The organism is Sphingomonas sp. (assembly GCF_017744835.1).
Lineage (GTDB): Bacteria > Pseudomonadota > Alphaproteobacteria > Sphingomonadales > Sphingomonadaceae > Sphingomonas.
This window is the reverse complement of record NZ_JAGIAM010000002.1, coordinates 188,946-212,674: the sequence shown is the minus strand read 5'-3', so window position 1 is coordinate 212,674 and position 23,729 is coordinate 188,946. Positions and strand designations below refer to the sequence as shown.

Genomic DNA, 23,729 nt, shown 5'->3' with positions numbered 1-23,729 from the left:
ATGCGCGAGACCCCGGGCAACGAACGCAAGCAAGACGAGCGAGAGACGCTCGCCCGCGACCGGCAGCAGCCGCCGGAGAAGGAGGGGCGCGTAGATGCGCTGGCCGGGCGCGAACCCGACGGCATCCCGATGACCGGCGAGGAGGATCCGTTCGCCGAAGTCGACACCGACGGCTTCACCGACATCGTCGCCGAATTCGCTGCCAGCGAGCGGGAGCCCAAGCCAAAATAGCGGGGCGTTCCAACAAACATATCTTGCAAATGTCGGTCCTGGCGTTCCAGTTCGTCTAGGGAGTGAAGGAGACCCGGACCGCATGCCGAGCCTTGCTGAGATGCTGGCCAAAGCCAGACGGGCAGTGCTTCGGCGCGGAGTCTCCGAAGAGGATGCAGACGAGCTGGTGCAGGACGCTTTCCTGAAGATCGAGCAATATGAGCGCCGCCACGAAGCGCGCTCGCGCGAGGCGCTGCTCGTCACGGCGGCGGTCAACCTGTCGATCGACCGCACCCGCCGCCGGGCGCGCGCACCCTTCGTCGACGGCGCGGACGTACATTCTATCGCCGACATGACGCCCGATCCCGCCGAAGTGGTCGAGCAGCAGGCGCGGCTGCGCCATGCCGGCGAAGGGCTGGCGCAGCTTCCCGAGCGCACCCGCCGCATCCTGCTCCAGCGCCGGCTGGAAGGGCTCTCCTATGCGGAGATTGCGGCGGCCGAGGGCATGTCCGTAGCCGCGGTCGAGAAGCAGGTCGCCCGCGCGACGCTGCAACTCATGCAGTGGATGGCGGAATGGTGAGCCGGCGGGAGCGATCGGCGGATGCCGAAGCAGCTGCGTGGGTGGCGCGGCTCCAGTCGCCCTCGCGTACCGAGGCGACCGAGGGCGCACTGCGCGCCTGGCTGTGCGCGGATCCCGCGCATGAGGACGCATTCGAGCGGGCCAACGAGATCTGGTCGATCCTGCCCGGCGCTGCGGCCAGCCGCGGCCTTTCGACCCCAGCGGCTCGTCATGCGCCGAAGCGGGACCACCGCGTGCTGGCGCTCGCCGCATCGATCCTGCTCCTGCTCAGCGTCGGCGTGGCCTGGTGGGTGCAGCGCGCGCCCGATGCCTATTCGACGCGCGTCGGCGAGCAGACTGTGGCGACGCTCGACGACGGCAGCCGGATCGCGCTCAACACCGATACCAAGGTGGAAGTGCGCTACGCCCCCAATGTTCGTCGGATTCGGCTGGATCATGGCGAGGCGTTCTTCGAAGTTGCGCACAACCGCGTGCGCCCGTTCATCGTCGAGGCAGGCAACAAGCAGGTGCGCGCGCTCGGCACCAGCTTCTCGGTCCGCTACGCGCCCGAGGGCGTGGTGGTGACGCTGGTTACCGGCAAGGTCTCGATCACCGATCTGCGCGCCGGCCGTCGCGCCGAGGCGATCAAGCCTACGGTGCTCACCCCCGGCGAGCGGCTCACTGCTGGACCCGACCACCCCGCTACGATCGATCGACCGGCGATCGAGGCAGTCACTGCATGGCGGCGCGGCCAGGCGGTGTTCAGCGACACGCCGCTTTCCGCCGCGGTCGCCGAGATGAACCGCTATGGCGGGCAGCACGTCGCGATCGAGGACCCGCGGCTGGCGTCGCTGCGCGTGTCGGGCGTATTTGCGACCAACGACACCGGGGAATTCGCCCAGGCAGTCGCGGCGCTGCATAGCCTTCGTGTCGTGCAGAGCGGCGATCAGCTTCGGATCGTGCGTTGAGCTAGGGCGCCATGAAATTTTTGTTACTCGCTCGTGTCGGTTTTGCGCTGCAGCATCGTCTAGGAGGCTGAGGGGCGGCACCGGTGCGGTCCCCAGAGGGGGATCGATGGTCGCTAAAACTACGCTTTCCGCACTTGTTGCCACTGCCGCCTGGGTTTTCGTCGCGCCGATCGCGCACGCCCAGGTACGCTATTCCTTCGATCTCCCGGCGCAGTCGCTCGACAAGTCGCTGCGCGCGGTTGCCGAACGCACCGGATCGAACGTCGTCTTCTCGCCCGATGCCGTGCAGGGCCGCTCCGCGCCCGCGCTCCACGGCCAGTACGAGGCCCGCACCGCGTACCAGACGCTGCTGCGCGGATCGGGGCTCACGCTTTCGGTGACGAGCGGGGGGTCATTCGTGGTAGGGCGAGGCCAGGAGGCACCGGTCGAACGCAGCGGCACCGGCTCGATCTCTGGACAGGTGAGCCAGGAGGACGGCAGCCGCAACGTCGCCGGTGCGCTGGTACGCATCCGCGAGACGGGGCAGACCACCACTGCCGATGACCTGGGAAACTTCCGCTTCCCGTCGGTGCCCGTCGGCACCTACACGCTCGAGATCACCTTTCTCGGCTTTGAGCCGGTCAGCCAGACCGTCGAGGTGCGGCGCGGCTCGGATGCGCGTGTCGAGCTGTCGATGGGCGAGGGGGCGAGCACCCCGGCCGAGATCGTCGTCTACGGATCGCTCAGCGCGCGCGCCAACGCGCTCAACCTGCAGCGCACCGCCGAAAACAATTCCGACGTGATCTCGGCCGACGATCTCGGCCATTTCACCGGCACGACCTTTTCCGACGCGCTGCGCCGCGCGCCCGGCGTCTCGTTCCAGCGCGACGGGACGACCGGCGACGGCACCAACGTGATCGTCCGCGGCCTCGATCCGGACATGAACAACGTCAAGCTCAACGGCCTGCAACTGCCGGTGGGCAACGGCATGGGGCGTTCGGCCGACCTCAGCAACCTGCTCGCGGATTCGGTGAGCAAGATCACGATCCACAAGAGCCTGATGCCCAACCAGGACAGCGCCGGCACCGGCGGCCTGATCGAGATCGAGACGCTGTCGCCGCTCAACCGGCCGCGCCGCTATGCCGCGGTGCAGGTCGAGGGCGGGCTCGCCGGCAAGGGATTCAACCGCGACTTCCTGGTCTCGGGGACCGTGGCGGGCAAATTCGGCGCGCAGGACAATTTCGGGCTCAGCGCCTCGGTCCAGTACCGCCGCCACTCGGTGCGCAACATCTCCTACGGCACGTCGACCAAGTTCGGCGCGTTCCTGCCCGACGCGCCCGACGGCACGCCGACGCTGGAATCGGGGGACGCCGTCGATCCGCTCGCGACCTTTCCCTATATCGAGGGCGACGACGGTGCCTACGTCGTCAAGCTCGACACGAGCTTCAACCATGTGAAGCAGTCGACGCTGGCCGCGACGCTCTCGGCCGAATGGCAGATCGACAGCCAGACCAACCTCAAGTTCGATTTCCAGCACGCCGAGGCGGACCGCACCTCCTATTGGATGACCGACGTCTTCGGCGCGGGGAGCATCTATTCGGACGTGCCCGGCGGCCAGGCGATCGCGGCGCTGCACCTGCCGTTCTGGACGCCAGATCCTGCCGATCCGACCGCGGCGCCGGACCCCGAGTTCCTCGCGCTGCAGCGGGAGCAGGTCTATGGCTACAACCCGAACGCCAAGTCGGTCACCGACACCTACAGCTTCAACGGCAAGTCGACGTTCGGCAAGCTGACTCTCAATTATCTCGCGGGCTATGCGCATGGCAGCGAGACGCAGGGCCGCTACACCACGCTCGACCTGCGCATGCCCGACAGCCTTGCGCAGCCGGGCTATTTCCAGCCGGGCGCGACCGATGCGACGCTCGGCTACATCGTCTCGCCCTTCGGCCGGCGCGCCGGCGACGGCATCCCGCTTCCGCTGCTGAGCGATGCCGGCTGGGCGCTGGTCAATGATCCGTCACGCTACACGATCGACACCGGCACGGGGCAGATCGACACCACTGCGGGCAGCAACGACCGCTACACCGCCGATGTCAGCCTGCGCTGGGACCTCGACGCCGGGTTCTTCAAATATCTGGAGCTCGGCGCGCGCTACGAGCGGACCGAGTTCAGGCATGATCTGGTGCGCACCCAGTTCGGCGGTGACGTGACTGTGGCGGCGCTCGGCCTGCCCTTCGAGCCGACCGATCTCGGTCGGATCGGCGTGCGGGGCGCAAACTTCACGGCGATGAGCGAGAGCACGCTGATCGGCTTCCTCGACAACATCAACAACTACATCGCCACGACCGACCTGGTGCTGATGCCCATCGCGCCCGCCGAAGGGCAGAACGAGCAGAACACCCGGGAGGACAATTACGCCGCCTATGTCCAGGCCCGGTTGCAATTCGGCAAGCTCGAGGTGATCGGCGGCGTGCGCTACAACCGCACCGACCTCCAGGCGACCAACCTCAACTTCCCGACCTATATCGGCCCGTGGCTGGACGGGACCGGAATCGGTCCCGACCTGAACTTCCAGAACGAGTTCAGCAAGCTGGTCACCGAGAAGGCGACCGCCGAGGATTTCCTGCCGCGCGTGCTGTTCAACTATCGCGAGAGCGACAATCTGATCTTCCGCGGCGGCTATTTCCTCTCGGTCGCCCGGCCGCAGATCAACGACTTGTCGCAGCAGACGAAAATCACCTTCATCAACTTCCCGATTCCCGGGCCCGAAGGCGTCAAGCCGGTCCTGCAGATCAATTCGGGCAATCCCAACCTCAAGCCCGCGGTCACGCACAACTTCGACGTGAGCGCCGAATATTACCACAAGATCGGCATCATCAAGCTCAGCGCCTTCTATAAGCGGATCAACAATCTGCTCCAGGCCACCCAGACCAACGGCCCGGCCAACCTGGCCAATCTGACGCTGCCCGATCACCCCTATTTCCAGGGCGCGCCCTATTTCGATCCGGCGCATCCGGAGAATGTCTTCATCAACGGCGGCTCGCCGATCAACAGCGAGCACAAGGCCGAGCTTTGGGGCGTCGAGGGTCAGGTCGAGCGCCAGTTCGACTTCCTGCCGGGGGCGTTCAGCGGACTGGGCATCTTCGCCAACTACACCTACACCCACAGCTCGCGCTGGCAGCAGTACAGCTGGGCCTATGCGCCCCCCGGCGAGGACAATATCTACGAATTCTCGGGCATTCCGTTCAATCAGCAGCCCAAGCATTCGGGAACGGTCGCGCTCACCTACAACAAGTACGGAGTCGACGCGACGCTCGCCTACAGCTTCCAGTCGCGCAAGCTGAACAATTTCTATCCTCGCGGGCTGTCGGTCTATGACAAGGGCGTCCAGACGCTCGATCTGCGTGCCGAATATTACATCGACAGGGCCCGTAGGTTCCGCGTCTATCTGGAGGGCTCAGACCTGCTCAAGGGCACCGGCACCCCCGACGTCCAGTCGCTCATCGGCGGCAATTATCTGAGCGCCACCTATCTCGGCGGCCGCAAGTTCAAGCTTGGCGCCTCCGCCAGCTTCTGATCGACCCAACCTCGCCGGCTCCCCGCGCGGGAGCCGGCGGTTTTCTCCAGGAAATCCGATGTCCCATTCCCGGCTGCTCAAGGCGGCCCTCGCCGCCGCCACTTGCCTCGCCACGCCCGTCGCAGCGCAGGAAGCCATTCCCTATGAGCAATTCGTGCTGCCCAACGGGCTGCGCGTGGTGGTGCACGAGGATCACAAGACCCCGAAGGTCGCCGTCGCGGTCTGGTACCACGTCGGCTCGATGAACGAGCCCCAGGGCAAGTCGGGTTTCGCGCATCTGTTCGAGCACCTGATGTTCAACGGCTCGGAGCACCACGACAAGGAATATATGCCGCCGCTGCAGGAAGTCGGTGTGTCGGCGGTCAACGGTGCCACGGCGTCCGATCAGACCTATTACTACGAAGTCGTGCCCACCGGCGGGCTCGAGCGGGTGCTGTGGCTCGAATCCGATCGCATGGGGTATCTGCTGGGCGCCGTTACGCAGGCGAAGCTCGACGAGCAGCGCGCCGTGGTCCAGAACGAGAAGCGCACGCGCGAGGGCCAGCCCTATGCGCTGATGGACCAGCGCGCGGCCGCCGCGCTCTTCCCGATCGGCCACCCCTATCATCACCCCGTCATCGGCTCGATGGAGGATCTGAACGCCGCCTCGCTCGAGGACGTGAAGGACTGGTTCCGCGACTATTATGGCGCGGGCAACGCCGTGCTGACGCTGACCGGCGACGTGACGGCGGCGCAGGCGAAGGCGCTGGCGGGGAAATATTTCGGCAGCGTCGCCGCCGGCCCGCCGGTCAGCCGGGTCACCGCCTGGGTACCCGCGCTCGATCGCGAGAAGCGCGAAGTGATGCGCGACAACGTGCCCCAGGCAGCGGTCGCGCGGAGCTGGGCGGTGCCCGGGCGCGGCACGCCCGAGGCGCCGGCGCTCCGGATGGCCGCGCAGATCCTCGGCCGCGGCAAGACCTCGCGGCTGAACCAGGCACTGGTCCAGGAGCAGCAGATCGCGACCTATGCCTCGGCCAGCTATGCGGGCTCGGCGGTCGCCGGCACCTTCACCATCGACGTGCGGTTGAAGGACGGCGTCGATCCGGCGCGCGCCGAGGCGGCCGTCGCCGAAGTGCTGCGCAGCTTCCTGGAAAAGGGCCCGACCGCGGCCGAGCTCGAGCGGACCAAGGTCACCGCCTATGGCGATTCGGTCCGGGCGATGGAGTCGCTGTTCGTCCGCGCCATGGCGCTGTCCGACGGCGCGCTCAAGGACGGCAATCCCGGCCTCTATGCCGAGGACGATCGTCGCTTCGCCGCGGTAACCGCAGCGGAGGTCCGCAGCGCCGCGGGCGCATGGCTCGCGAAACCGGCGTACCAGCTCACCGTCCTGCCTTACGGCGCGCACAGCGCGACCGTCGACGCCGCGGATCGCACCAAGATTCCGCCGCTCGGACCCAGCCCGGCGCTCAAGCTTCCCGAGCTGCAAGAGGCGAAACTCTCGAACGGCATCCGCGTGCGCTTCACGCGCCGGCCGGGCACGCCCACCATCGACCTGGCGATGGCCTTCGACGCGGGCAGCGCCGCCGAGCAGCATTTCAAGCGCGAGCTGGGCGGCTTCACGCTCGGGTTGATGGACGACGGCACCCGCACGCTCGACGATCGCCAGTTCGCCGAGCGTCAGGCAATGCTCGGCGCGCGCATGTGGGCGAGCGGCAGCTCCGACACCACCGACTTCGCGCTCTCCGCGCTTACCCGGAAGCTGCCGGAATCGATCGCGCTCTGGGCGGACTATATCCGCAACCCCGGCTTCCGACCCGCTGACCTGGAGCGCGAACGGGCGCTGCATCTGTCGGGGCTGCAGCAGTCGCTGTCCGATCCCAACGACATCGCCCAGCGCGTCTTCACCAATCTCCTCTACGGCCCGGACCATGCCTATGGCACCAGCCTCGCCGGGCGTGCCGACGCGCTGCGATCGATCACGCGCGACGATGTGGTCGCCTTCCACGAAAGCTGGATCCGCCCGGACAATGCGGTGATCCATGCCGCGGGCGACGTGGAGCTTCCCGTACTGCTCGCCGCGCTCGAAAAGGCATTCGGCGACTGGAAGGCGCCAGCACGCGCCAAGGGGAGCAAGACGCTCGACGCCGTTCCCGCAGCAGCCACCGCTCGGATCATCCTGGTCGACAAGCCCGGCGCTTCGCAGTCGGTGATCCGCGTCGGCCAGGTCGCCCCGCCCGCATCGGACGCCCACGATTTCGATCTGCACGCGATGAACGACTTGCTGGGCGGGGGCTTCACCGCCCGCCTCAACATGAATCTGCGCGAAGGCAAGGGCTGGACCTATGGCGCCAACTCCTATGTCGACGAAGCGCGCGGGCCGCAGGTGTTCGGCATCGCGACCAGCATCCAGACCGACAAGACCGCCGACGCGCTGGCCGAGATCGCCACGGAGGTTCGCGCGATCGGGGCCGACCGGCCCGTCGAGCCCCGCGAGATCGAGCTGCTGACCAAGGGCGAGGTGCTCTCGCTTCCCGGCCAGTTCGAGACCAACCAGGCGATGGTCGGCTATCTCCAGGCGACCGACCGGCTCGGGCGGCCCTATGACTATGTCACCGGCCTGCCGGACCGCTACGCGCGGATCCGGCCCGAGACGGTCACCGCCGCGGCGCACACGCTCAGGCCGGACGCGCTCACCTGGGTGGTGGTCGGCGACCTCGCCAAGATCGAGCAGAAGGTGCGCGGGCTCGGCTGGGGCAATGTCGAGGTCTGGGACGCCGAGGGCCGCCGGCTCCGCTGACCGAAGAGCGCGGTTGGCCGATCCGAGGGCGGGGTTCGTCGCAGCGTCGGTGCGCGCCGCCTGATCGCTGGCCAGAGGCGCGCCTCCGAAGGAGACCTGCCCGATGCTGCTCAAGACCGGATCTGCCCTCCTTGCCGTGGCGACGAGCGGACTTGCCCTGGCGAACGCCCCGGCCACGACTGCGCCCTTCGCTGGCCGGTGGTCGCAGTCGAGCCAGGGCAAGGAGCTGGTGCTCGTGCCGCGGATCAAGCTCCAGCCCAATTTCGGTGTCGGCGCAGGTACGAGCCTCGGCGGATCGGTCGGCTATGGCTCGATGACTCGCACCGCGATCGTGACCGAGCCGGTGCCGATGGACGTCGCGCGATCGATGACGCTGGTGATCGGGCAGGATGGCCGCTTCGACTGGACGATCACGCGCCGCCATGCCGAGAGCGGCGGCTGCACGCGCACGACGGTGCAGCACAAGCAGGGCAACGTGCAGTTGGAGCCGGGCCAGCTCCTTTTCGCGATCAGCGGCGGCACCGAGAGCTGGCGCTCGTCGTGCGGAAAGCAGGGAAGCGGCACGATCGCCGCCGCCACCGAGCGCTATGCGATGACTTTCCAGGGGCAGAAGCTGTTGCTGGCGAGCGGCCCAAGCCGCTGGACCTTCAGCCGCGGCTGAGCAGCACTTCGAGCACCGCCGCGACGTCCTGCTCGCGATAGGGCTTCTCGATCAGCGGGGCTTCCTCATAGCCCTCCGGGACGGTGCCGTATCCGCTGGCGAAGGCGAAAGGCACGTCGCGCAGCCGCAGCACGTCGGCGATTGGCGTGCTCGTATCGCCCATCAGGTTGATGTCGAGGATCGCGGCGTCGATCGGCTCGCCTTCGGCCAGAGCGACTCCCTCCGCCAGACGGGTGGCCGGACCCAGCACCGTGCAGCCGAGTGCGTCGAGCATGTCCTCAAGCGCCATCGCGACGATCGGCTCGTCCTCGACCAGGAGCACGCGCTTGCCTGCGATCGCGCCCATCACGCCCCCTCCGGCAGCGGCGCCTCGACCGTGCAGACCAGCCCTTCGCGCCGGAAGTCGATCTTGACCGTGCCGGCGAGCTCGGCTGCCAGTCCGCGCTCGATCATGCGCGTGCCGAAACCGCGGCGGCTTGGTGCCTCGACCTCGGGCCCGCCGTGCTCCTCCCAGGCCAGCGAGAGGCGCGACGCGCCGTCGGCGCCGCTGCGCGTCCAGTGGATGCGCACGCGCCCCTCGGGCCGCGACAGCGCGCCGTGCTTGACGGCGTTGGTCGCCAGTTCGTGGATCGCGAGCGCAAGGCTGATCGCGGTCTTGGGTTGGATCGACAGGTCGGGACCCTCCAGCTGGAACCGCCCACTGTCGCCGCCGTGCGGCGCGACGGCATCCTCGATGATCTGCGTCATCGAGACCGCGCCCCAATGCTCCCGCGTCAGCAGATTGTGCGCGTTGGAGAGCGCCGCGAGCCGCCCTTCGAACGCGCGCCGCGCGGCCGCGGGGTCGACCTCGCCCTTGAAGCTCTGCTGGGCGATTCCCTGGACGATCGCGAGCATGTTCTTCACGCGGTGGTTGAGCTCGTCGATCAGCAGCCGCAGATGCGCCTCGGAGCGCTTGGCCTCGGTCATGTCGCGGCCGATGGCGTGGAGCGCCTGCGGCCGGCCATGCTCGTCCATGCTGAGCCAGGAGCTGATCTCCCACATCAGCTCGCGTCCGTCGCGGGCGCGCACGCACAGCGTGGTGCGGGTCGTGCCGCCCTCGACCAGCTTCTGCTGGAGCGCGGCGCGGCTGATCTCATATTGATCGGCGTCCATGAACTCGCGGACGTGATGCCCGACGAGCTCCTCTTCGCTATAGCCGAGCGCGGCGAGCACGGCGGGGTTCACCGAAGTGATCACCTGGTCGACAGTGGTGGTGATCAGGAAGTCGTTGGCCTGTTCGAAGATCGAACGGTAGCGCGTCTCGCTGGCGCGCAGATCGTCCTCGGCACGCTTGCGGGCCGTGATGTCGAACGACACGCCGACGAAGCGGCTCGGCCGCCGGTCGTCATAGTCGATGCGCCGGCCGTGGCTCTGCAGCCAGCGCTCCTCGCCGGTGTCGGCGCGCAGTATGCGATACTCGATCGTGTAGGGCACGCCCTGCTCGAAACAGCGCTCGGCGGCTTGGCGCACCCGTTCGCGATCGTGCGGATGGATGCGGTCGAGCCAGTCCTCGAAGCTGCCTCGGCAGTCCGGGCTGCGCTTGAGCCCGAACAGGTCGAAGCGGTTGGGCGACCATTGCCCGGTCATGGTCTCGAGGTCGAGTTCCCAGGTCGCCATGCCCGCACTCTCGGTCGCGAGGCGCAGCGATTCCTCGCTCTTGCGCAGCCGTGCTTCGGCCTCGCGGCGCTGGGTGACGTCGAGCGCGACCGCCAGCACGCCGAACGGCTCGCCGTCGGGGCGGCGGATCACGGAGACCGAATTGTTGACCCACACGATGCTGCCGTCCTTGCGGATGTAGCGCTTCTCGTGCGTGTAGGGCGTGCCCTCTCGCACCGCGCGCTCGAACAGCGGGATGTTGGCGACCAGGTCCTCAGGATGCGTGATGTCCTGCATCCGCTTCCGCATCAGCTCTTCGCGGCTCCAGCCGGCGATCTCGCAGAACCGGTCGTTGACCAGCGTGAAGCGGCCGTCGAGATCGACTTGGCCGAAGCCGGCGGTCGCCTGGTTGATGAAGCCGGAGAGCTGGGCTTCGCGCTCGCGCAGCGAAAGTTCGGCTTCCTTGGCGTCGGTGATGTCGTGCGCCACCCCGATGAAGCCGCTGTGCCGGCCCTGCGCGTCGCGCCGCGGCGCCGAGGTCGAGTGGAGCCAGCGCCACTTGCCGTCCGATCGGCGATAGCGTCCTTCGAGCTCGAAGGTCTGGAGGCTGGCCTCGCCCGCGACCGATTCCGCGATGATCCGCGTTGCGTCGTCGGGATGAATGATCTGCCGCCAGTCGAAGCGCAGCGCCTCGTCATAGGGAACGCCCAGGAACTCGACATAGGCCCGGTTGACGAAGCTGCGTGTGCGATCGAGCCGCGTCACCCAGACCGCAACGGGGGCGCTGTCCGCGATGAGGCGGAATTCATCCTCCCCGACTGGAAGCGTCTCGTCTGCAGCCTGCGCTTCGATCATTGAATACTGGCCCCCCTGGGCATCGATCGGGTTCGAAACCCTAGCCGCAACCTTCTCTGAATCAACTAACTTGCGTCAAAGCGTCGCAACGCGAGCAACGCCTGGGCGCGCTTGAGGTGGGGCATGTCGAGCATCGCGCCGTCGAGCCCGATCGTGCCTGCGCCCGGATTGGCGGCAAAGGCGGCGACGATCCGTTCGGCATGCGCGATCTCGGCCTCGCTTGGGGAGAAAGCGCGGTTGATCACCGGCACCTGGTCCGGGTGGATCGCCATCATGCCGCGGAAGCCCGCGCGCCGCGCCCGCACCGCCACTTTTTCCAGCCCTGCCAGGTCGCGGAAATCGCCATGGATCGTCTCGATCGGCGTCACCTGCGCTGCCGCCGCACCGGCGAGGCAGAGCGCGCGGAAGAGCTGGTAGGGGAAGTCGTACTCGCCGTTCTCGTCGCGGTTGTCGGTCGCGCCTAGCGCCGTCGCGCTGTCCTCCGCGCCCCAGGTGAGCGCGGCGAGGCGCGGACAGCCGGCGTATTCGCCCAACCCGAACAGCGCGGGCGCCGTTTCGGTGGCAATGGCGATGGTGCGGATGCCGCCTTGCGGTAGCCCCGCCGCGGCCTCGAGCGCGGTCAGATAATGGTGGAGCCGTTCCGCCTCGGCGCGCGTAGCCTTGGGCAGCATGATCCCGTCCGGTCGCGCCGGCACCACCGCGGCCAGGTCGGCGAGCGCATGGCCGCTGCCGAGCGGATTGATCCGCACCCATTGCGGCTGCGCGCGCTCGGTGCCGCGTAGGTGCTCGGCGACCAGCCGACGTGCCTCGCCCTTGCTCGCCTCGGCGACCGCGTCCTCCAGGTCGAGCAGCACCAGATCGGCGCCGCTCGCGCCGGCCTTGGCCAGCTTGCGCTCGGAATCCCCGGGGGCGAACAGCAGCGATCGCGCAACGAGCGGCTCGGTCAAGACATCCTCCTGTTTTCGGCCTCAGGCTTAAGGACCGGCCGCGCGGGGGTAAAGCGTGCAGAATATCTCATATTATGAGAGCGCATCCTACTTGTTAAGTTCGCTGCACGCGCTATCCTGTACCTCCCGACGCCAACGGGCGCGGTTGTACGAGTTGGGAGGATATCCAATGGTCGCTGGACGTGTGAGGGAATGGGCGCAGACTTCGAGCATCGCGACGCTCGCACTGGTGCTGGCAACCGGGGCGCAAGCCCAGACTCAGCCCCAGCCTGAAACGGAGGCTCCCGCGGCCGCTCCGCAGGCCGAAGACGGCGAGATCGTCGTCACCGGCATCCGTCAGAGCCTTGCCAATGCGCAGAACGCCAAGCGCACCTCGGCGCAGGTGCTCGACGCGATCTCGGCCGAGGACATCGGCAAGTTCCCCGACAAGAACATCGGCGAGGCGCTCCAGCGCGTCACCGGCGTGCAGATCACGCGCGCCGCGGGCGAGGGGCAGAACATTTCGATCCGCGGCGCCGAGCCGGCGCTCAACCGCGTCGAGATCAACGGTCAGACCGCCCTCTCCACCGTCGTCGGCAGCTCGCGCGCAGTCGAATTCCGCGACCTCCCCGTCGAATTCGTCTCGCGGGTCGAGGTAGTGAAATCGGCCACCCCGGACATGACCGAGGGCGGCCTTGGCGGCACCGTTCGGATCATCACGCGCCGGCCGTTCGACAGCAAGGGCTCCTTCATCGCCGGATCGGCGCAGGGCATCTACGGCACCCTCTCCGACCGGCTCGACCCCAAGTTCGCGCTGATCGGCAGCAAGCTCTTCGCCAACGACACGATCGGTGTCCTCGTCTCCGCCACCTATGAGCAGCGCAGCCTCTGGTACGACCAGCTCCGCACCACCGGCTGGCGCCAGATCGATGCCGATCCCGCTACGGCCGGCATGCAGGCGCTCGATCTGAACGGCGACGGCTCGGGCGATTTCTACCCGGACATCCCGCGCCCGATCATCAACCGCGAGTCGACCAAGCGCGGCGCGATCAATGGCATCATCGAATATCGCCCCGATGACAATTTCCGCGCCTTCCTCGAGGGCACCTACACGCGATCGCGGCTGACGCTCGACAGCCAGTTCCTCCAGCTCGGTACCGTGCAGAACGTCGTCGATGGCGGCGTCGATCGCACCCGTACGACCATCGGCCCCGACGACACCGTCTCGACCGTCACCTTCAACGGCGTCCTTGCAGCGCCGAACGGCCTCTCGGCGAGCTATCGCAACATCCTCGGCACGCAGGACCGCAACACCTTCAACGGCCAGGCCGGCGTCGATTATACGGTCGGCCGGCTGACGCTGCAGGCCCGCGCCGGCTATGCCAAGTCGCGCGCCTACAACAACGAGATCAACGCCACTGCAGCGGCGCTCGGCATCTCGTCGCTGACGATCGACTATGACAATGATCAGCAGGCCCCCAACATCACCCTGCCGATCGACCAGACCACGACCGCAGGCCTCAACCAGCTCATCGTGCTGCGCCGCCCTCGCTACAACGACCAGGAGGAAGTCGATCTCAAGCTCGATGCCGAGTTCAAGCCTGAAGGTGGGTTGTTCACCTCGCTGAAGGCCGGCGTCCAGCGCCGCGAGCTCACTGCCGACAGCCGCTATTTCGATCGGTCGACGACGCTGAACGGCTATAACGGAGTCACGCTCGACAACACCTACGCGACCGGCGTCAGCACCAACGTCACGGTCTCTACCGTGCCGCCGGCGCAGCTCACCCAGCAGATCCGGGACCTGGTCGGCGCGAACGCCACGCTCGGCGACCACGACTTCTTCCGCGGTGCGAACCGCGGGTTCGACGGCGGCATCGAGCGCTGGCTCAACCTCGGTATGGAAGTCGCCGACGCGGTCGGCATCCCCGATCCCTTCGTCAACCCGGTGCCGCTCGACACTTGGGAAGTGACCGAGAAGAATTTCGCCGGCTACGCCCAGGCGGCGTTCGAGGCAGACCTCGGCGTCGTGGTGAGCGGCGTGATCGGCGCGCGCGTGGTGGACACGCGCACCACTTCGGATGGCTTCCAGGTGCAGTCGGGCACGGTGACGCCGGTCTCCTTCGAGGGGCACTACACCGAATTCCTGCCCTCGCTGAACCTCAAGGCGCAGATCATCCCCAACAAGCTCCAGCTACGCGCGACCGCCACCGAAGTGCTGGCACGCCCGTCGCCGGCGCAGCTCGCGCCGCGGTTCGCGCTCGACGCGGTGGGGCTCACCGGATCGCGCGGCAACCCGGGCCTCGAGCCCTATCGCGCGCGCCAGTATGATCTGGGCATCGAATATTATCCGAACCGCACCGGCTATCTCTCCGCGACTTATTTCCGCAAGGAAATCAGCTCGTTCATCCAGAACGGCAGCGAGGCTTACGTCGATCCGAACAGCGGCACCACCTATACGGTGACGGTGCCGGTGAACGGCACGAGCAAGGTGACGATCAACGGCGTCGAGGTCGGCGGCCAATATGTGCTCGATTTCCTGCCGGGGCCGCTCAGCCACTTGGGCGTGATCGCCAACTACACCTATTCGAAGGACTCGGGCTATGCTGACCGCGACGTCTTCACCGGCGGGCCGCTGAGCTTCCCGGGCCTGTCGCGGCACAGCTACAACCTTTCGGGCTTCTACGAGGACAGCGTGTTCAACGCGCGCATCTCGTACAACTGGCGCTCCAAATATCTGATCACGTCGCGCGGGCGCGGCAACAACCCCGAGTTCGGCGAGGCCTATGGCCAGTGGGACGCCTCGGCCGGCCTCAAGCTCAACGACAATGTCTCGCTGTTCCTCGAAGGCGTGAACCTGTTCAACGCCGTGCGCGCGGAGAATGCCAACAGCATCTACCGGCGCACGATCATCGAAACCTTCGGCCGGCGCGTCAACGGCGGCGTCCGCGTGCGGTTCTGAGCCCGAGACTGATTTCCCCTCCCTGAAAGGGAGGGGCAAGGGGGTGGATGTAGCGACAGGCGGGGCTCGATGCCTCGTCCGCCGCTGTTCATCGGATCGCTATTGAGTCTTTTGAGCGCGCCGACGCGCGCACCAACCCCAACCCCTCCCTTTCAGGGAGAGGAGCAACAGGCGCGCCTATCGCCTAACCCGCCTCGCCACACCCGGCGACGGCGGTGAGCACCGTGCCCGCCAACTCCTTCCGACAGATCAACAGATCGGGGATGCTGGTCGAGCGCTGGTTGTAGACGAGCGGGCTGCCGTCGATCCGCGAGGCGTGCAGCCCCGCCGCCAGCGCCACCGCGGCGGGCGCGCAATTGTCCCATTGGTGCTGGCCGCCGCTGTGCAGGTAGATCTCGGCCTCGCCGCGCACCACTGCCATCGCCTTCGCGCCCGCCGATCCCATGCCGAGCGACTCGGCGCCGATCCGCTCGATCACGTTCTCGCAGAGCTGGCTCGGGCGCGTGCGGCTCACCAGCATCCTCGGCGGATCGTGCGGCGCGGCGAGCGGGGGAGGGGCGTCGGTCGCCAGCGTGACGCCGAGCCCCGGCAGCGCGACTGCGCCGACCGCGGGGACGCCGTCGATCGCCAGCGCGACATGCACCGCCCAATCGCTGCGGCCTTCGGCGAACTCGCGCGTCCCGTCGAGCGGATCGACGATCCACACGCGCCGCTGCTCGAGCCGGCTCAGGTCGTCGGCCGATTCCTCCGAAAGGATCGCGTCCTCGGGCCGCGCGGCGCGCAGCCGCTCGATGATCAGCGCATTGGCCTCGCGGTCGCCGCGCGCACCGTCGGCACCGTCGGACTGGATGGCGAGGAGCAGCGCGCCCGCCTCTTGCGCGATCTCCCGCGCCAGCGCTGCGTCGGTCAAATCACCGGGCTCCACGTTCCCATGATGGTCTCCACGATCCGCTCGGCCGCTTCTTCGGGCGTCTCGCGCGTCGTGTCGACTCGGATCTCGGGCTTTTCGGGCCGCTCGTACGGGCTCGAGATGCCGGTGAAGTTGGCGATCTCGCCTGCGCGTGCCTTGCGATACAGTCCCTTGGGGTCGCGCGCCTCGGCGAGCTCGATCGGCGTGTCGACGAAGATTTCGAAGAACTCGCCCTCGGGCAGCATCGCGCGCACCAGCTCGCGCTCGGCGCGGAAGGGCGAGATGAAGGCAGTGAGCACGATCAGCCCCGCGTCGGTCATCAGCCGCGCGACTTCGCCCACACGGCGGATGTTCTCGACGCGATCGGCATCGGTGAAGCCCAGATCGCGGTTCAATCCGTGGCGGATATTGTCGCCGTCGAGCAGGAAGCTGTGCTTGCCCATGGCGTGCAGTCGCTTCTCGACCAGATTGGCGATCGTCGACTTGCCCGATCCCGAAAGGCCGGTGAACCAAAGCAGCTTGGGCTGTTGGCCCTTCTGCGCGGCATGCGCCTCGCGGGTGATCTCGATCGCCTGCCAGTGGACGTTCTGCGCCCGGCGCAGCGCATGGTCGAGCATGCCCGCCGCAACCGTCGCGTTGCTCGCCTTGTCGATCAGGATGAAGCCGCCGAGATCGTGGCTGTCGGCATAGGGCTCGAATACCAGCGCGCGGTCGGTTGCGACTTCGGCGACGCCGATGTCGTTGAGCGCCAGCGTCTTGGCGGGCGCCTTGGTCAGCGTGTTGACGTCGATCGTGTGCTCGGGCTCGCGCACCACTGCGCTCACCGTCTGCGTGCCGAGCTTGAGCCAATAGGCGCGGCCGGGGAGCAGTTCTCCCGGGTCCATCCAGACGATGGTGGCGCGGAACTGGTCGGCGGCCTGCGGCGGCGCGTCGGCCGCGGCGATCACGTCGCCGCGCGAACAATCGACTTCGTCGGCCAGCGTGATCGTCACCGATTCACCCGCGACGGCCTGCTCTCGGTCGCCGCCGAACGCGACGATCCGCGAAACGGTCGTGGTCCGGCCCGAAGGCAGGATGCGCACTGCGTCGCCGGGCCGCACGGTGCCGCTCGAGATCATCCCGGCAAAGCCGCGGAAGTCGAGGTTCGGCCGGTTGACCCATTGCACCGGCAGGCGGAACGGTTTGGTGCGATCGGCGTCGGTGTCGACCTCGACCGTCTCCAGATGCTCGATCAGCGTCGGCCCCGAATACCAGGGCATGGCGTCGCTGCTCGCGGCGATATTGTCGCCCTTCAGCCCCGACAACGGAATGGCAGTGAATTCCGCGATCCCGATCTCGTCGGCGAAGGCGCGGTAATCGGCGACGATCGCGTCGAACGCGGCCTGATCATAGCCGATCAGGTCCATCTTGTTCACCGCGAGCACGATGTGGCGGATGCCGATCAGGTGCGCGAGATAGGAGTGGCGCCGCGTCTGGGTGAGCACGCCCTTGCGCGCGTCGATCAGGATCACGGCCAGGTCGGCGGTCGAGGCGCCGGTCACCATGTTGCGCGTGTACTGCTCGTGGCCGGGGGTGTCGGCGACGATGAACTTGCGCTTCTCGGTCGCGAAGAAGCGATAGGCGACGTCGATTGTGATGCCCTGCTCGCGCTCGGCGGCGAGCCCGTCGACCAGCAGCGCGAAGTCGATCTCGCCGCCCTGCGTCCCCACGCGCCGGCTGTCGGCCTCTAGTGCCGAGAGCTGGTCCTCGAAGATCATCTTCGAATCGTAGAGCAGACGCCCGATCAGCGTCGACTTGCCGTCGTCGACCGATCCGCAGGTGATGAAACGCAGCAGCGACTTGTTCTGATGGAGCGCGAGATAGGCGGAGATGTCCGACGCGATCAGCGCATCGGGGCGGTAAGAGGAGGTCATCAGAAATACCCCTCCTGCTTCTTCTTCTCCATGCTCGCCGCCTGGTCGTGGTCGATCGCACGGCCCTGGCGTTCGCTGGTGGTGGTGAGCAGCATCTCCTGGATCACGGCCTCGAGCGTACCGGCCTCGCTCTCCACGGCGCCGGTCAGCGGATAGCAGCCGAGCGTACGAAAGCGGATCGAGCGCTCGACCGGAGTCTCGCCGGGGCGGAGCCGGAAGCGCTCGTCGTCGACCATCAGGATCAACCCGTCACGCTCGACCGTCGGCCGCGGCGCGGCGAAGTAGAGCGGCACGATCTCGATGCCTTCGGCGAGAATGTATTGCCAGATGTCGAGCTCGGTCCAGTTCGAGATCGGGAACACCCGCATGCTCTCGCCCTTGTGCTTGCGGGCGTTGTACAGGTGCCAGAGCTCGGGGCGCTGGTTCTTGGGGTCCCACCGATGCGAGGCCGTGCGGAAGCTGAACACGCGCTCCTTGGCGCGGCTCTTCTCCTCGTCGCGCCGCGCGCCGCCGAAGGCCGCGTCGAAGCCATAATGGTCGAGCGCCTGCTTGAGTCCCTCGGTCTTCCACATGTCGGTGTGGAGGCTGCCATGGTCAAAGGGATTGATGCCTTGGCGCAAGGCCTCGGGGTTGCGGTGGACGAGCAGCTCCATGCCCGCGTCCGCGGCGGCCTTGTCGCGCAGGTCGTACATCGCCCGGAACTTCCAGGTCGTGTCGACATGGAGGAGCGGGAAGGGCGGCGGCGCGGGGTAGAAGGCCTTCTTGGCGAGGTGCAGCATCACCGCGCTGTCCTTGCCGACCGAATAGAGCATCACCGGCCGCTCGGCCTCGGCCACCACTTCGCGCAGGATGTGGATGCTCTCGGCCTCGAGCCGCTGGAGATGGGTGAGGGGGGCGGGGGCAGTGTCGCCCGCCGCCGCCGAACCTTTCCGCTCGCCGGCAATGGTGTTGGGGTGCAGCATGGCGAGCGATCTAGATACGCACGGCCATTCCGACGATCTAGGAAATGTTTATCGGCAAATACCACGTGCAGGGGGTGTCCAACCTTTCGGGCATTCGCTACACGGCGCGCTCCATGTTGCGGAGCGAGATAAGGGGCGCATGAAGGGCATCATTCTGGCGGGCGGCAGCGGCACCCGCCTGTATCCGGCAACCTTGTCGATCTCGAAGCAGCTGTTGCCCGTGTTCGACAAGCCGATGATCTATTATCCCTTGTCGGTGCTGATGCTCGCAGGCATTCGCGACATATTGATCATCTCCACCCCGCGCGACCTCCCGCTTTTCGAAGCGCTGCTGGGCGACGGGTCGGCATTCGGAGTCAATTTCTCCTATGCCGAGCAGCCCCAGCCCAACGGGCTTGCGGAAGCCTTCATCATCGGGGCGGACTTCGTTGCGGGCCAGCCGAGCGCGCTGATACTAGGCGACAACATCTATCACGGCGACAAGATGGGTGAGAAATGCCAGCTCGCGGCCGCCGAGGCGGCGAAGGGCGGCGCCAATGTTTTCGCTTATCATGTCGACGATCCCGAACGCTATGGTGTGGTGTCGTTCGACGAGAATGGGCGCGCCACCAGCGTGGAGGAGAAGCCGGCCCACCCCAGGTCCAACTGGGCGATCACCGGCCTCTATTTCTACGACAAGGACGTGACTGACATCGCGCGCTCGATCCGGCCCTCCGCGCGGGGCGAGCTCGAGATTACCGACGTCAACCGTGCCTATATGGACCGGGGCGACCTCCACATCACGCGGCTGGGCCGCGGCTATGCCTGGCTCGACACCGGCACGCACGAGAGCCTGCACGAGGCGGGCTCGTTCGTGCGCACGATCGAGCACCGCACCGGCGTGAAGATCGCCTGTCCCGAGGAGATTGCGTTGCTTTCCGGCTGGCTCGACGCTGACAGCGTGCTTGCCCGCGCCGCGAAGCTCGGCAAGACCGGCTACGCGGACTATCTCAAGAAGCTCGTGGCGGCCCAGGCATGACCGAATTCCGCCGCCTCCAGATTCCTGAAGTGATCGAGGTCGTCCCCCCCAAGTTCGGGGATCATCGCGGCTTCTTTTCCGAGGTCTTCAAGCGCTCAGCATTCGAGGCAGAGGGGATCGCGATCGATTGGGTTCAGGACAACCAGTCCTTCAGCGCCGAGGCGGGCACGGTGCGCGGCTTGCATTTCCAGGCGTCGCCCTTCGCTCAGGCCAAGCTGATCCGCGTGCTTCGGGGCGCGATCTACGACGTGGCGGTCGACATCCGAAAGGGTTCGCCAACCTATGGCCGCTGGGTAGCCGCCGAGCTTTCGGCCGAGAAGTGGAACCAGCTGCTGATCCCGACGGGCTTCGCGCATGGTTTCATGACGCTCACGTCGGACGTGGAGGTGATCTACAAGGTGAGCGCGCCTTATTCGCGCGAGAGCGAAGGGGCCATTCGCTGGGACGATCCCGATCTCGCGATCGCCTGGCCGCGAGCCGGCGAGGCGATCCTTTCCGAGAAGGATGCAGCGGCGCCGCTTCTCGCGGATTTCATTTCTCCTTTCGCTTACGAGGCTGCGTGATGCGTACTGTCCTGGTCACCGGTGGTGCCGGATTCATCGGATCGGCGGTGGTGCGTCACCTGGTGCGGAATGGCGTACGCGTCATCAATCTCGACAAGCTGACCTATGCGGGGAACCCTGCCTCGCTCAAGGCAATCGAGAACGCGCCCAACCATCGGTTCGTTCAGGGCGACATCGCCGACGTGCCACTGGTGCTCGACCTGCTCCGCTCGGAAAAGGTCGAGGGCATCATGCATCTCGCGGCGGAAAGCCATGTCGATCGCTCGATCGACGGTCCGGGGGCCTTCGTAGAGACCAACGTCGTCGGGACCTTCCGCATCCTCTCGGCCGCGCTCGAATATTGGCGTGAGCTAGAGGGCGAGGCCAAGGCCGGCTTCCGCTTCCACCACATCTCCACTGACGAAGTGTTCGGCGACCTGCCGTTCGACAGCGGCATCTTCTCCGAGGACACGCCCTATTCGCCGTCCTCGCCCTATTCGGCGTCCAAGGCGGCTTCGGACCATTTCGTCCGCGCCTGGCACGAGACCTACGGCCTGCCCGTGGTGCTCTCCAACTGCTCGAACAACTATGGCCCCTATCACTTCCCCGAGAAGCTGATCCCGCTTACCATTCTTAATGCTCTCGAGGGCAAACCTCTCCCCGTTTATGGCAAGGGCGAGAATGTCCGTGACTGGCTTTATGTCGACGACCACGCCAAGGCGCTGTGGCTGATCCTGACCACCGGCAAGCTGGGCGAGAGCTACAATGTCGGCGGTCGCAACGAGCGCACTAATCTCGAAGTGGTAGAGACGATCTGCGATATCCTCGACGCGCGCGTGCCGCTCGCCGACGGGCGCAGGCGCCGCGAGCTGATCGCTTTCGTCACCGATCGCCCCGGGCACGATCGCCGCTATGCGATCGACGCCACCAAGCTCGAGACCGAGCTTGGCTGGAAGGCCGAGGAGAATTTCGACACCGGTCTCGCCCGGACGATCGACTGGTATCTCGACAATCGCTGGTGGTGGGAGCCGATCCGCTCGGGCAGCTATGCCGGCGAGCGCCTCGGCACCAAGGCGTGAAGATTCTAGTTACGGGGCGGAACGGCCAGGTCGCGCAAAGCCTCGCCGAGCGCTCCGGACCAGGTCACGAGTTCGTCTTCGCCGACCGGCCAGGGCTGGACCTCGCCGACCCCGTTTCGATCGAGCGCACCGTCGAGCAGGTCCGTCCCGCCATCGTCTTCAGCGTCGCCGCCTATACTGCGGTCGACAAGGCCGAGAGTGAACGCGATCTGGCCTTTGCAGTGAACGGGGAGGGGCCGGGCGTGCTCGCGCGCGCGGCCGCACGGCTCGGCGCGCCGATCGTCCATCTTTCCACCGACTATGTCTTCGACGGCACGGGCGGGCGCGCCTATCGTGAGGACGACCCCGTCGGCCCGATCGGCGTCTACGGCGAGAGCAAGCTGGCGGGCGAGCAGGCGGTCCAGGTTTCGGGTGCCACTTATGCCATCCTGCGCACTGCCTGGGTCTATAGCCCCTTCGGTCATAATTTCGTGAAGACCATGCTGCGCCTCGCCGCCGACCGCGACGAGCTCAGCGTCGTCGAGGACCAGCACGGCTGCCCCACCTCGGCGCTCGACATCGCCGACGCGATGCTGCGTGTGGCGGACAGCTGGGCCGCGGAGCCGGGCAAGGGCGCCGACAGCATTTATCACTTCGCCGGCAGCGGCGAGACAAACTGGGCCGATTTCGCCCGTGCGATCTTCGCGATCAGCGGAGATCGAGGCGGGCCGAGCGCGGCGGTGCGCGGCATCCCCACCAGCGCCTATCCCACCCCCGCGCGCCGTCCGGCCAATTCGCGGCTCGACAGCAGCCGCTTCGCCGCCACCTTCGGCCTGCGCTCGCCTGAGTGGCGTGCGGCGCTGGAGCCGGTGGTAGCGCGACTGATCGGTTGATCAGCCCCGCTTGGGCTTGCCCACGCCGACCAGCCGGAGCCCGGCGCGCTCGGCTTCGGCCGGCGGGTAGATGTTGCGCAGGTCGACCAGCAGCGGCTCGTTGAGTGCCTTGGCGATCCGGCCCAGGTCGAGCGCGCGGAACTCGTCCCATTCGGTGACGATCACCAGCGCGTCGGCGCCCTCGGCGGCCGCATAGGGGCTCGGGCAGAATTCGACGTCGCTGAGCAGCGGCTTGGCCTGCTCGACGCCCTCCGGGTCATAGGCGCGGACCTTGGCGCCGGCGTCCTGCAGCGCCGCGATCACCGACAGGCTCGGCGCATCGCGCATGTCGTCGGTGTTGGGCTTGAAGGTAAGGCCGAGCACCGCGACGGTCTTGCCGTGCGCATCGCCGCCCATCGCCTTGATGACCTTGCGGCCCATTGCGCGCTTGCGGGCGTCGTTGACCTGCACCGTGGCCTCGACGATCCGCAGCGGCGTCTCGTTGTCGGCCGAGGTCTTGAGCAGCGCAAGCGTGTCCTTGGGGAAGCACGAGCCGCCATAGCCCGGGCCGGCGTGGAGGAACTTGGATCCGATGCGATTGTCGAGCCCAATGCCGCGCGACACTTCCTGCACGTCCGCGCCCACCGCCTCGCACAGATCGGCGATCTCGTTGATGAAGGTGATCTTGACCGCCAGGAAGGCGTTCGCCGCGTATTTGATCAGCTCGCTGGTCCGCCGACCGGTGAAGACGATCGGGGCGTTCTGGTTGAGCGAGAGCGGGCGGTAGATCTGGCGCATCACTTCGCGCGCGCCTTCGTCCTCGGTGCCCACCACGACGCGGTCGGGGCGCTTGAAGTCCTCGATCGCGGCGCCCTCGCGCAGGAACTCGGGGTTGGAGACGACCTTGGCGCCGCTCTGCGGGGCCACTTCGGCGATGATCCGCTCGACTTCGTCGCCGGTGCCCACCGGCACGGTCGACTTGGTGACGATCACGCTGGGCTTGGTCAGGTTTTCGGCGATCTCGCGCGCGGCGGCGAAGACGTAGCTCAGGTCGGCATGACCGTCGCCGCGGCGGCTGGGGGTGCCGACTGCGATGAAGATCGCATCGGCGTCCTTGACGCCCTCGGCCAGATCGGTGGTGAAGGACAGGCGTCCCGCGCGCACGTTCGAGGCGACCAGCTCGGCCAGCCCCGGTTCGTAGATCGGCATCACATTCTGGTGCAGCAGCTCGATCTTGCGCGCGTCCTTGTCGACGCAAACCACTTCATGCCCGAAATCCGAGAAGCAGGCGCCGGAAACCAGGCCCACATAGCCGGTGCCGATCATCGCGATACGCAAGGCAAATCCCC

At 67.0% G+C, this 23,729-nt stretch carries 18 protein-coding genes; 11 read left to right on the top strand and 7 right to left on the bottom strand.

The window, feature by feature from the left end; all coding sequences use genetic code 11:
• The 6 genes from J7500_RS07020 (at position 1) to J7500_RS06995 (ending at position 8,730) form a co-directional block, all read left to right on the top strand.
• Positions 1–231, top strand: a complete 231-nt coding sequence (locus tag J7500_RS07020; RefSeq protein WP_294060920.1) for a hypothetical protein — start codon at positions 1–3, stop codon at positions 229–231.
• A gap of 82 nt (positions 232–313) precedes the next feature.
• Entirely contained in the window at positions 314–790 is a 477-nt protein-coding gene (locus J7500_RS07015; RefSeq protein ID WP_294060919.1) for an RNA polymerase sigma factor, read from the top strand.
• A complete protein-coding gene (locus J7500_RS07010; RefSeq protein ID WP_294060918.1) occupies positions 784–1,737 on the top strand; it encodes a FecR domain-containing protein in 954 nt (317 codons plus the stop codon). Before J7500_RS07015 ends, J7500_RS07010 begins: the two co-directional genes overlap by 7 nt.
• A gap of 106 nt (positions 1,738–1,843) precedes the next feature.
• The gene (locus J7500_RS07005; protein ID WP_294060917.1) at positions 1,844–5,293 is read left to right on the top strand and encodes a TonB-dependent receptor; all 3,450 of its coding nucleotides are present in this window, start codon (positions 1,844–1,846) and stop codon (positions 5,291–5,293) included.
• Between the two features lie 58 nt (positions 5,294–5,351).
• Entirely contained in the window at positions 5,352–8,069 is a 2,718-nt protein-coding gene (locus J7500_RS07000) for a pitrilysin family protein (RefSeq protein WP_294060916.1), read from the top strand.
• A gap of 103 nt (positions 8,070–8,172) precedes the next feature.
• Positions 8,173–8,730: a hypothetical protein gene (locus J7500_RS06995; RefSeq protein WP_294060914.1), complete on the top strand. Its 558-nt coding sequence runs from the start codon at positions 8,173–8,175 to the stop codon at positions 8,728–8,730.
• On the opposite strand, the gene J7500_RS06990 is transcribed toward J7500_RS06995, so the two are convergent.
• The 3 genes from J7500_RS06990 to J7500_RS06980 form a co-directional block, all read right to left on the bottom strand.
• Entirely contained in the window at positions 8,717–9,076 is a 360-nt protein-coding gene (locus tag J7500_RS06990) for a response regulator (RefSeq protein WP_294060913.1), read from the bottom strand. The two genes, J7500_RS06995 and J7500_RS06990, sit on opposite strands and share 14 nt — an antisense overlap.
• Positions 9,076–11,220: a PAS domain S-box protein gene (locus J7500_RS06985; RefSeq protein ID WP_294060912.1), complete on the bottom strand. Its 2,145-nt coding sequence runs from the start codon at positions 11,218–11,220 to the stop codon at positions 9,076–9,078. The genes J7500_RS06990 and J7500_RS06985 overlap by 1 nt, the downstream gene beginning before the upstream one ends.
• 65 nt (positions 11,221–11,285) lie before the next feature.
• Positions 11,286–12,167: a CoA ester lyase gene (locus tag J7500_RS06980; RefSeq protein ID WP_294060911.1), complete on the bottom strand. Its 882-nt coding sequence runs from the start codon at positions 12,165–12,167 to the stop codon at positions 11,286–11,288.
• A gap of 169 nt (positions 12,168–12,336) precedes the next feature.
• Here J7500_RS06980 and J7500_RS06975 point away from each other — a divergent pair, with 169 nt between their 5' ends.
• Positions 12,337–15,105 carry a TonB-dependent receptor gene (locus J7500_RS06975; protein WP_294060910.1) on the top strand — a complete coding sequence of 923 codons (2,769 nt, stop codon included), beginning with the start codon at positions 12,337–12,339 and terminating at the stop codon, positions 15,103–15,105.
• 184 nt (positions 15,106–15,289) lie between these two features.
• Here J7500_RS06975 and J7500_RS06970 read toward each other — a convergent pair whose 3' ends face one another.
• The 3 genes from J7500_RS06970 to cysD are packed head-to-tail and all read right to left on the bottom strand — an operon-like array spanning position 15,290 to position 18,890.
• Positions 15,290–16,015 carry a 3'(2'),5'-bisphosphate nucleotidase CysQ gene (locus tag J7500_RS06970; RefSeq protein WP_294060908.1) on the bottom strand — a complete coding sequence of 242 codons (726 nt, stop codon included), beginning with the start codon at positions 16,013–16,015 and terminating at the stop codon, positions 15,290–15,292.
• On the bottom strand, positions 16,012–17,928 hold the full coding sequence (cysN, locus tag J7500_RS06965; RefSeq protein ID WP_294060906.1) for a sulfate adenylyltransferase subunit CysN: 1,917 nt from the start codon (positions 17,926–17,928) through the stop codon (positions 16,012–16,014). Before cysN ends, J7500_RS06970 begins: the two co-directional genes overlap by 4 nt.
• Positions 17,928–18,890, bottom strand: a complete 963-nt coding sequence (cysD, locus tag J7500_RS06960) for a sulfate adenylyltransferase subunit CysD (protein ID WP_294060905.1) — start codon at positions 18,888–18,890, stop codon at positions 17,928–17,930. The genes cysN and cysD overlap by 1 nt, the downstream gene beginning before the upstream one ends.
• A 139-nt stretch (positions 18,891–19,029) precedes the next feature.
• On the opposite strand from cysD, the gene rfbA reads away from it, so the two are divergent.
• The 4 genes from rfbA to rfbD are packed head-to-tail and all read left to right on the top strand — an operon-like array spanning position 19,030 to position 22,401.
• On the top strand, positions 19,030–19,908 hold the full coding sequence (gene rfbA / locus J7500_RS06955) for a glucose-1-phosphate thymidylyltransferase RfbA (RefSeq protein WP_294060903.1): 879 nt from the start codon (positions 19,030–19,032) through the stop codon (positions 19,906–19,908).
• Entirely contained in the window at positions 19,905–20,471 is a 567-nt protein-coding gene (rfbC, locus tag J7500_RS06950; protein WP_294060902.1) for a dTDP-4-dehydrorhamnose 3,5-epimerase, read from the top strand. The genes rfbA and rfbC overlap by 4 nt, the downstream gene beginning before the upstream one ends.
• Positions 20,471–21,529 (top strand): dTDP-glucose 4,6-dehydratase, encoded by a 1,059-nt coding sequence (rfbB, locus tag J7500_RS06945; RefSeq protein WP_294060901.1) that lies wholly within the window; start codon positions 20,471–20,473, stop codon positions 21,527–21,529. Before rfbC ends, rfbB begins: the two co-directional genes overlap by 1 nt.
• Positions 21,526–22,401 (top strand): dTDP-4-dehydrorhamnose reductase, encoded by an 876-nt coding sequence (rfbD, locus tag J7500_RS06940; RefSeq protein ID WP_294060900.1) that lies wholly within the window; start codon positions 21,526–21,528, stop codon positions 22,399–22,401. The genes rfbB and rfbD overlap by 4 nt, the downstream gene beginning before the upstream one ends.
• On the opposite strand, the gene J7500_RS06935 is transcribed toward rfbD, so the two are convergent.
• Positions 22,402–23,718, bottom strand: coding sequence for a UDP-glucose/GDP-mannose dehydrogenase family protein (locus J7500_RS06935; RefSeq protein ID WP_294060899.1), 1,317 nt, complete (start codon positions 23,716–23,718; stop codon positions 22,402–22,404). It abuts the gene before it with no gap.
• Positions 23,719–23,729: the final 11 nt, after the last annotated feature.

Coding starts and splice junctions, on each gene's coding strand:
- J7500_RS07010 (WP_294060918.1), top strand. CDS start 784: ATGGTGAGCCGGCGGGAGCGATCGGCGGATGCCGAAGCAGCTGCGTGG.
- J7500_RS06995 (WP_294060914.1), top strand. CDS start 8,173: ATGCTGCTCAAGACCGGATCTGCCCTCCTTGCCGTGGCGACGAGCGGA.
- J7500_RS06985 (WP_294060912.1), bottom strand. CDS start 11,220: ATGATCGAAGCGCAGGCTGCAGACGAGACGCTTCCAGTCGGGGAGGAT.
- J7500_RS07015 (WP_294060919.1), top strand. CDS start 314: ATGCCGAGCCTTGCTGAGATGCTGGCCAAAGCCAGACGGGCAGTGCTT.
- J7500_RS07020 (WP_294060920.1), top strand. CDS start 1: ATGCGCGAGACCCCGGGCAACGAACGCAAGCAAGACGAGCGAGAGACG.
- J7500_RS07000 (WP_294060916.1), top strand. CDS start 5,352: ATGTCCCATTCCCGGCTGCTCAAGGCGGCCCTCGCCGCCGCCACTTGC.
- J7500_RS06975 (WP_294060910.1), top strand. CDS start 12,337: ATGGTCGCTGGACGTGTGAGGGAATGGGCGCAGACTTCGAGCATCGCG.
- rfbA (WP_294060903.1), top strand. CDS start 19,030: ATGAAGGGCATCATTCTGGCGGGCGGCAGCGGCACCCGCCTGTATCCG.
- rfbB (WP_294060901.1), top strand. CDS start 20,471: ATGCGTACTGTCCTGGTCACCGGTGGTGCCGGATTCATCGGATCGGCG.
- cysN (WP_294060906.1), bottom strand. CDS start 17,928: ATGACCTCCTCTTACCGCCCCGATGCGCTGATCGCGTCGGACATCTCC.
- J7500_RS07005 (WP_294060917.1), top strand. CDS start 1,844: ATGGTCGCTAAAACTACGCTTTCCGCACTTGTTGCCACTGCCGCCTGG.
- cysD (WP_294060905.1), bottom strand. CDS start 18,890: ATGCTGCACCCCAACACCATTGCCGGCGAGCGGAAAGGTTCGGCGGCG.
- rfbC (WP_294060902.1), top strand. CDS start 19,905: ATGACCGAATTCCGCCGCCTCCAGATTCCTGAAGTGATCGAGGTCGTC.
- J7500_RS06990 (WP_294060913.1), bottom strand. CDS start 9,076: ATGGGCGCGATCGCAGGCAAGCGCGTGCTCCTGGTCGAGGACGAGCCG.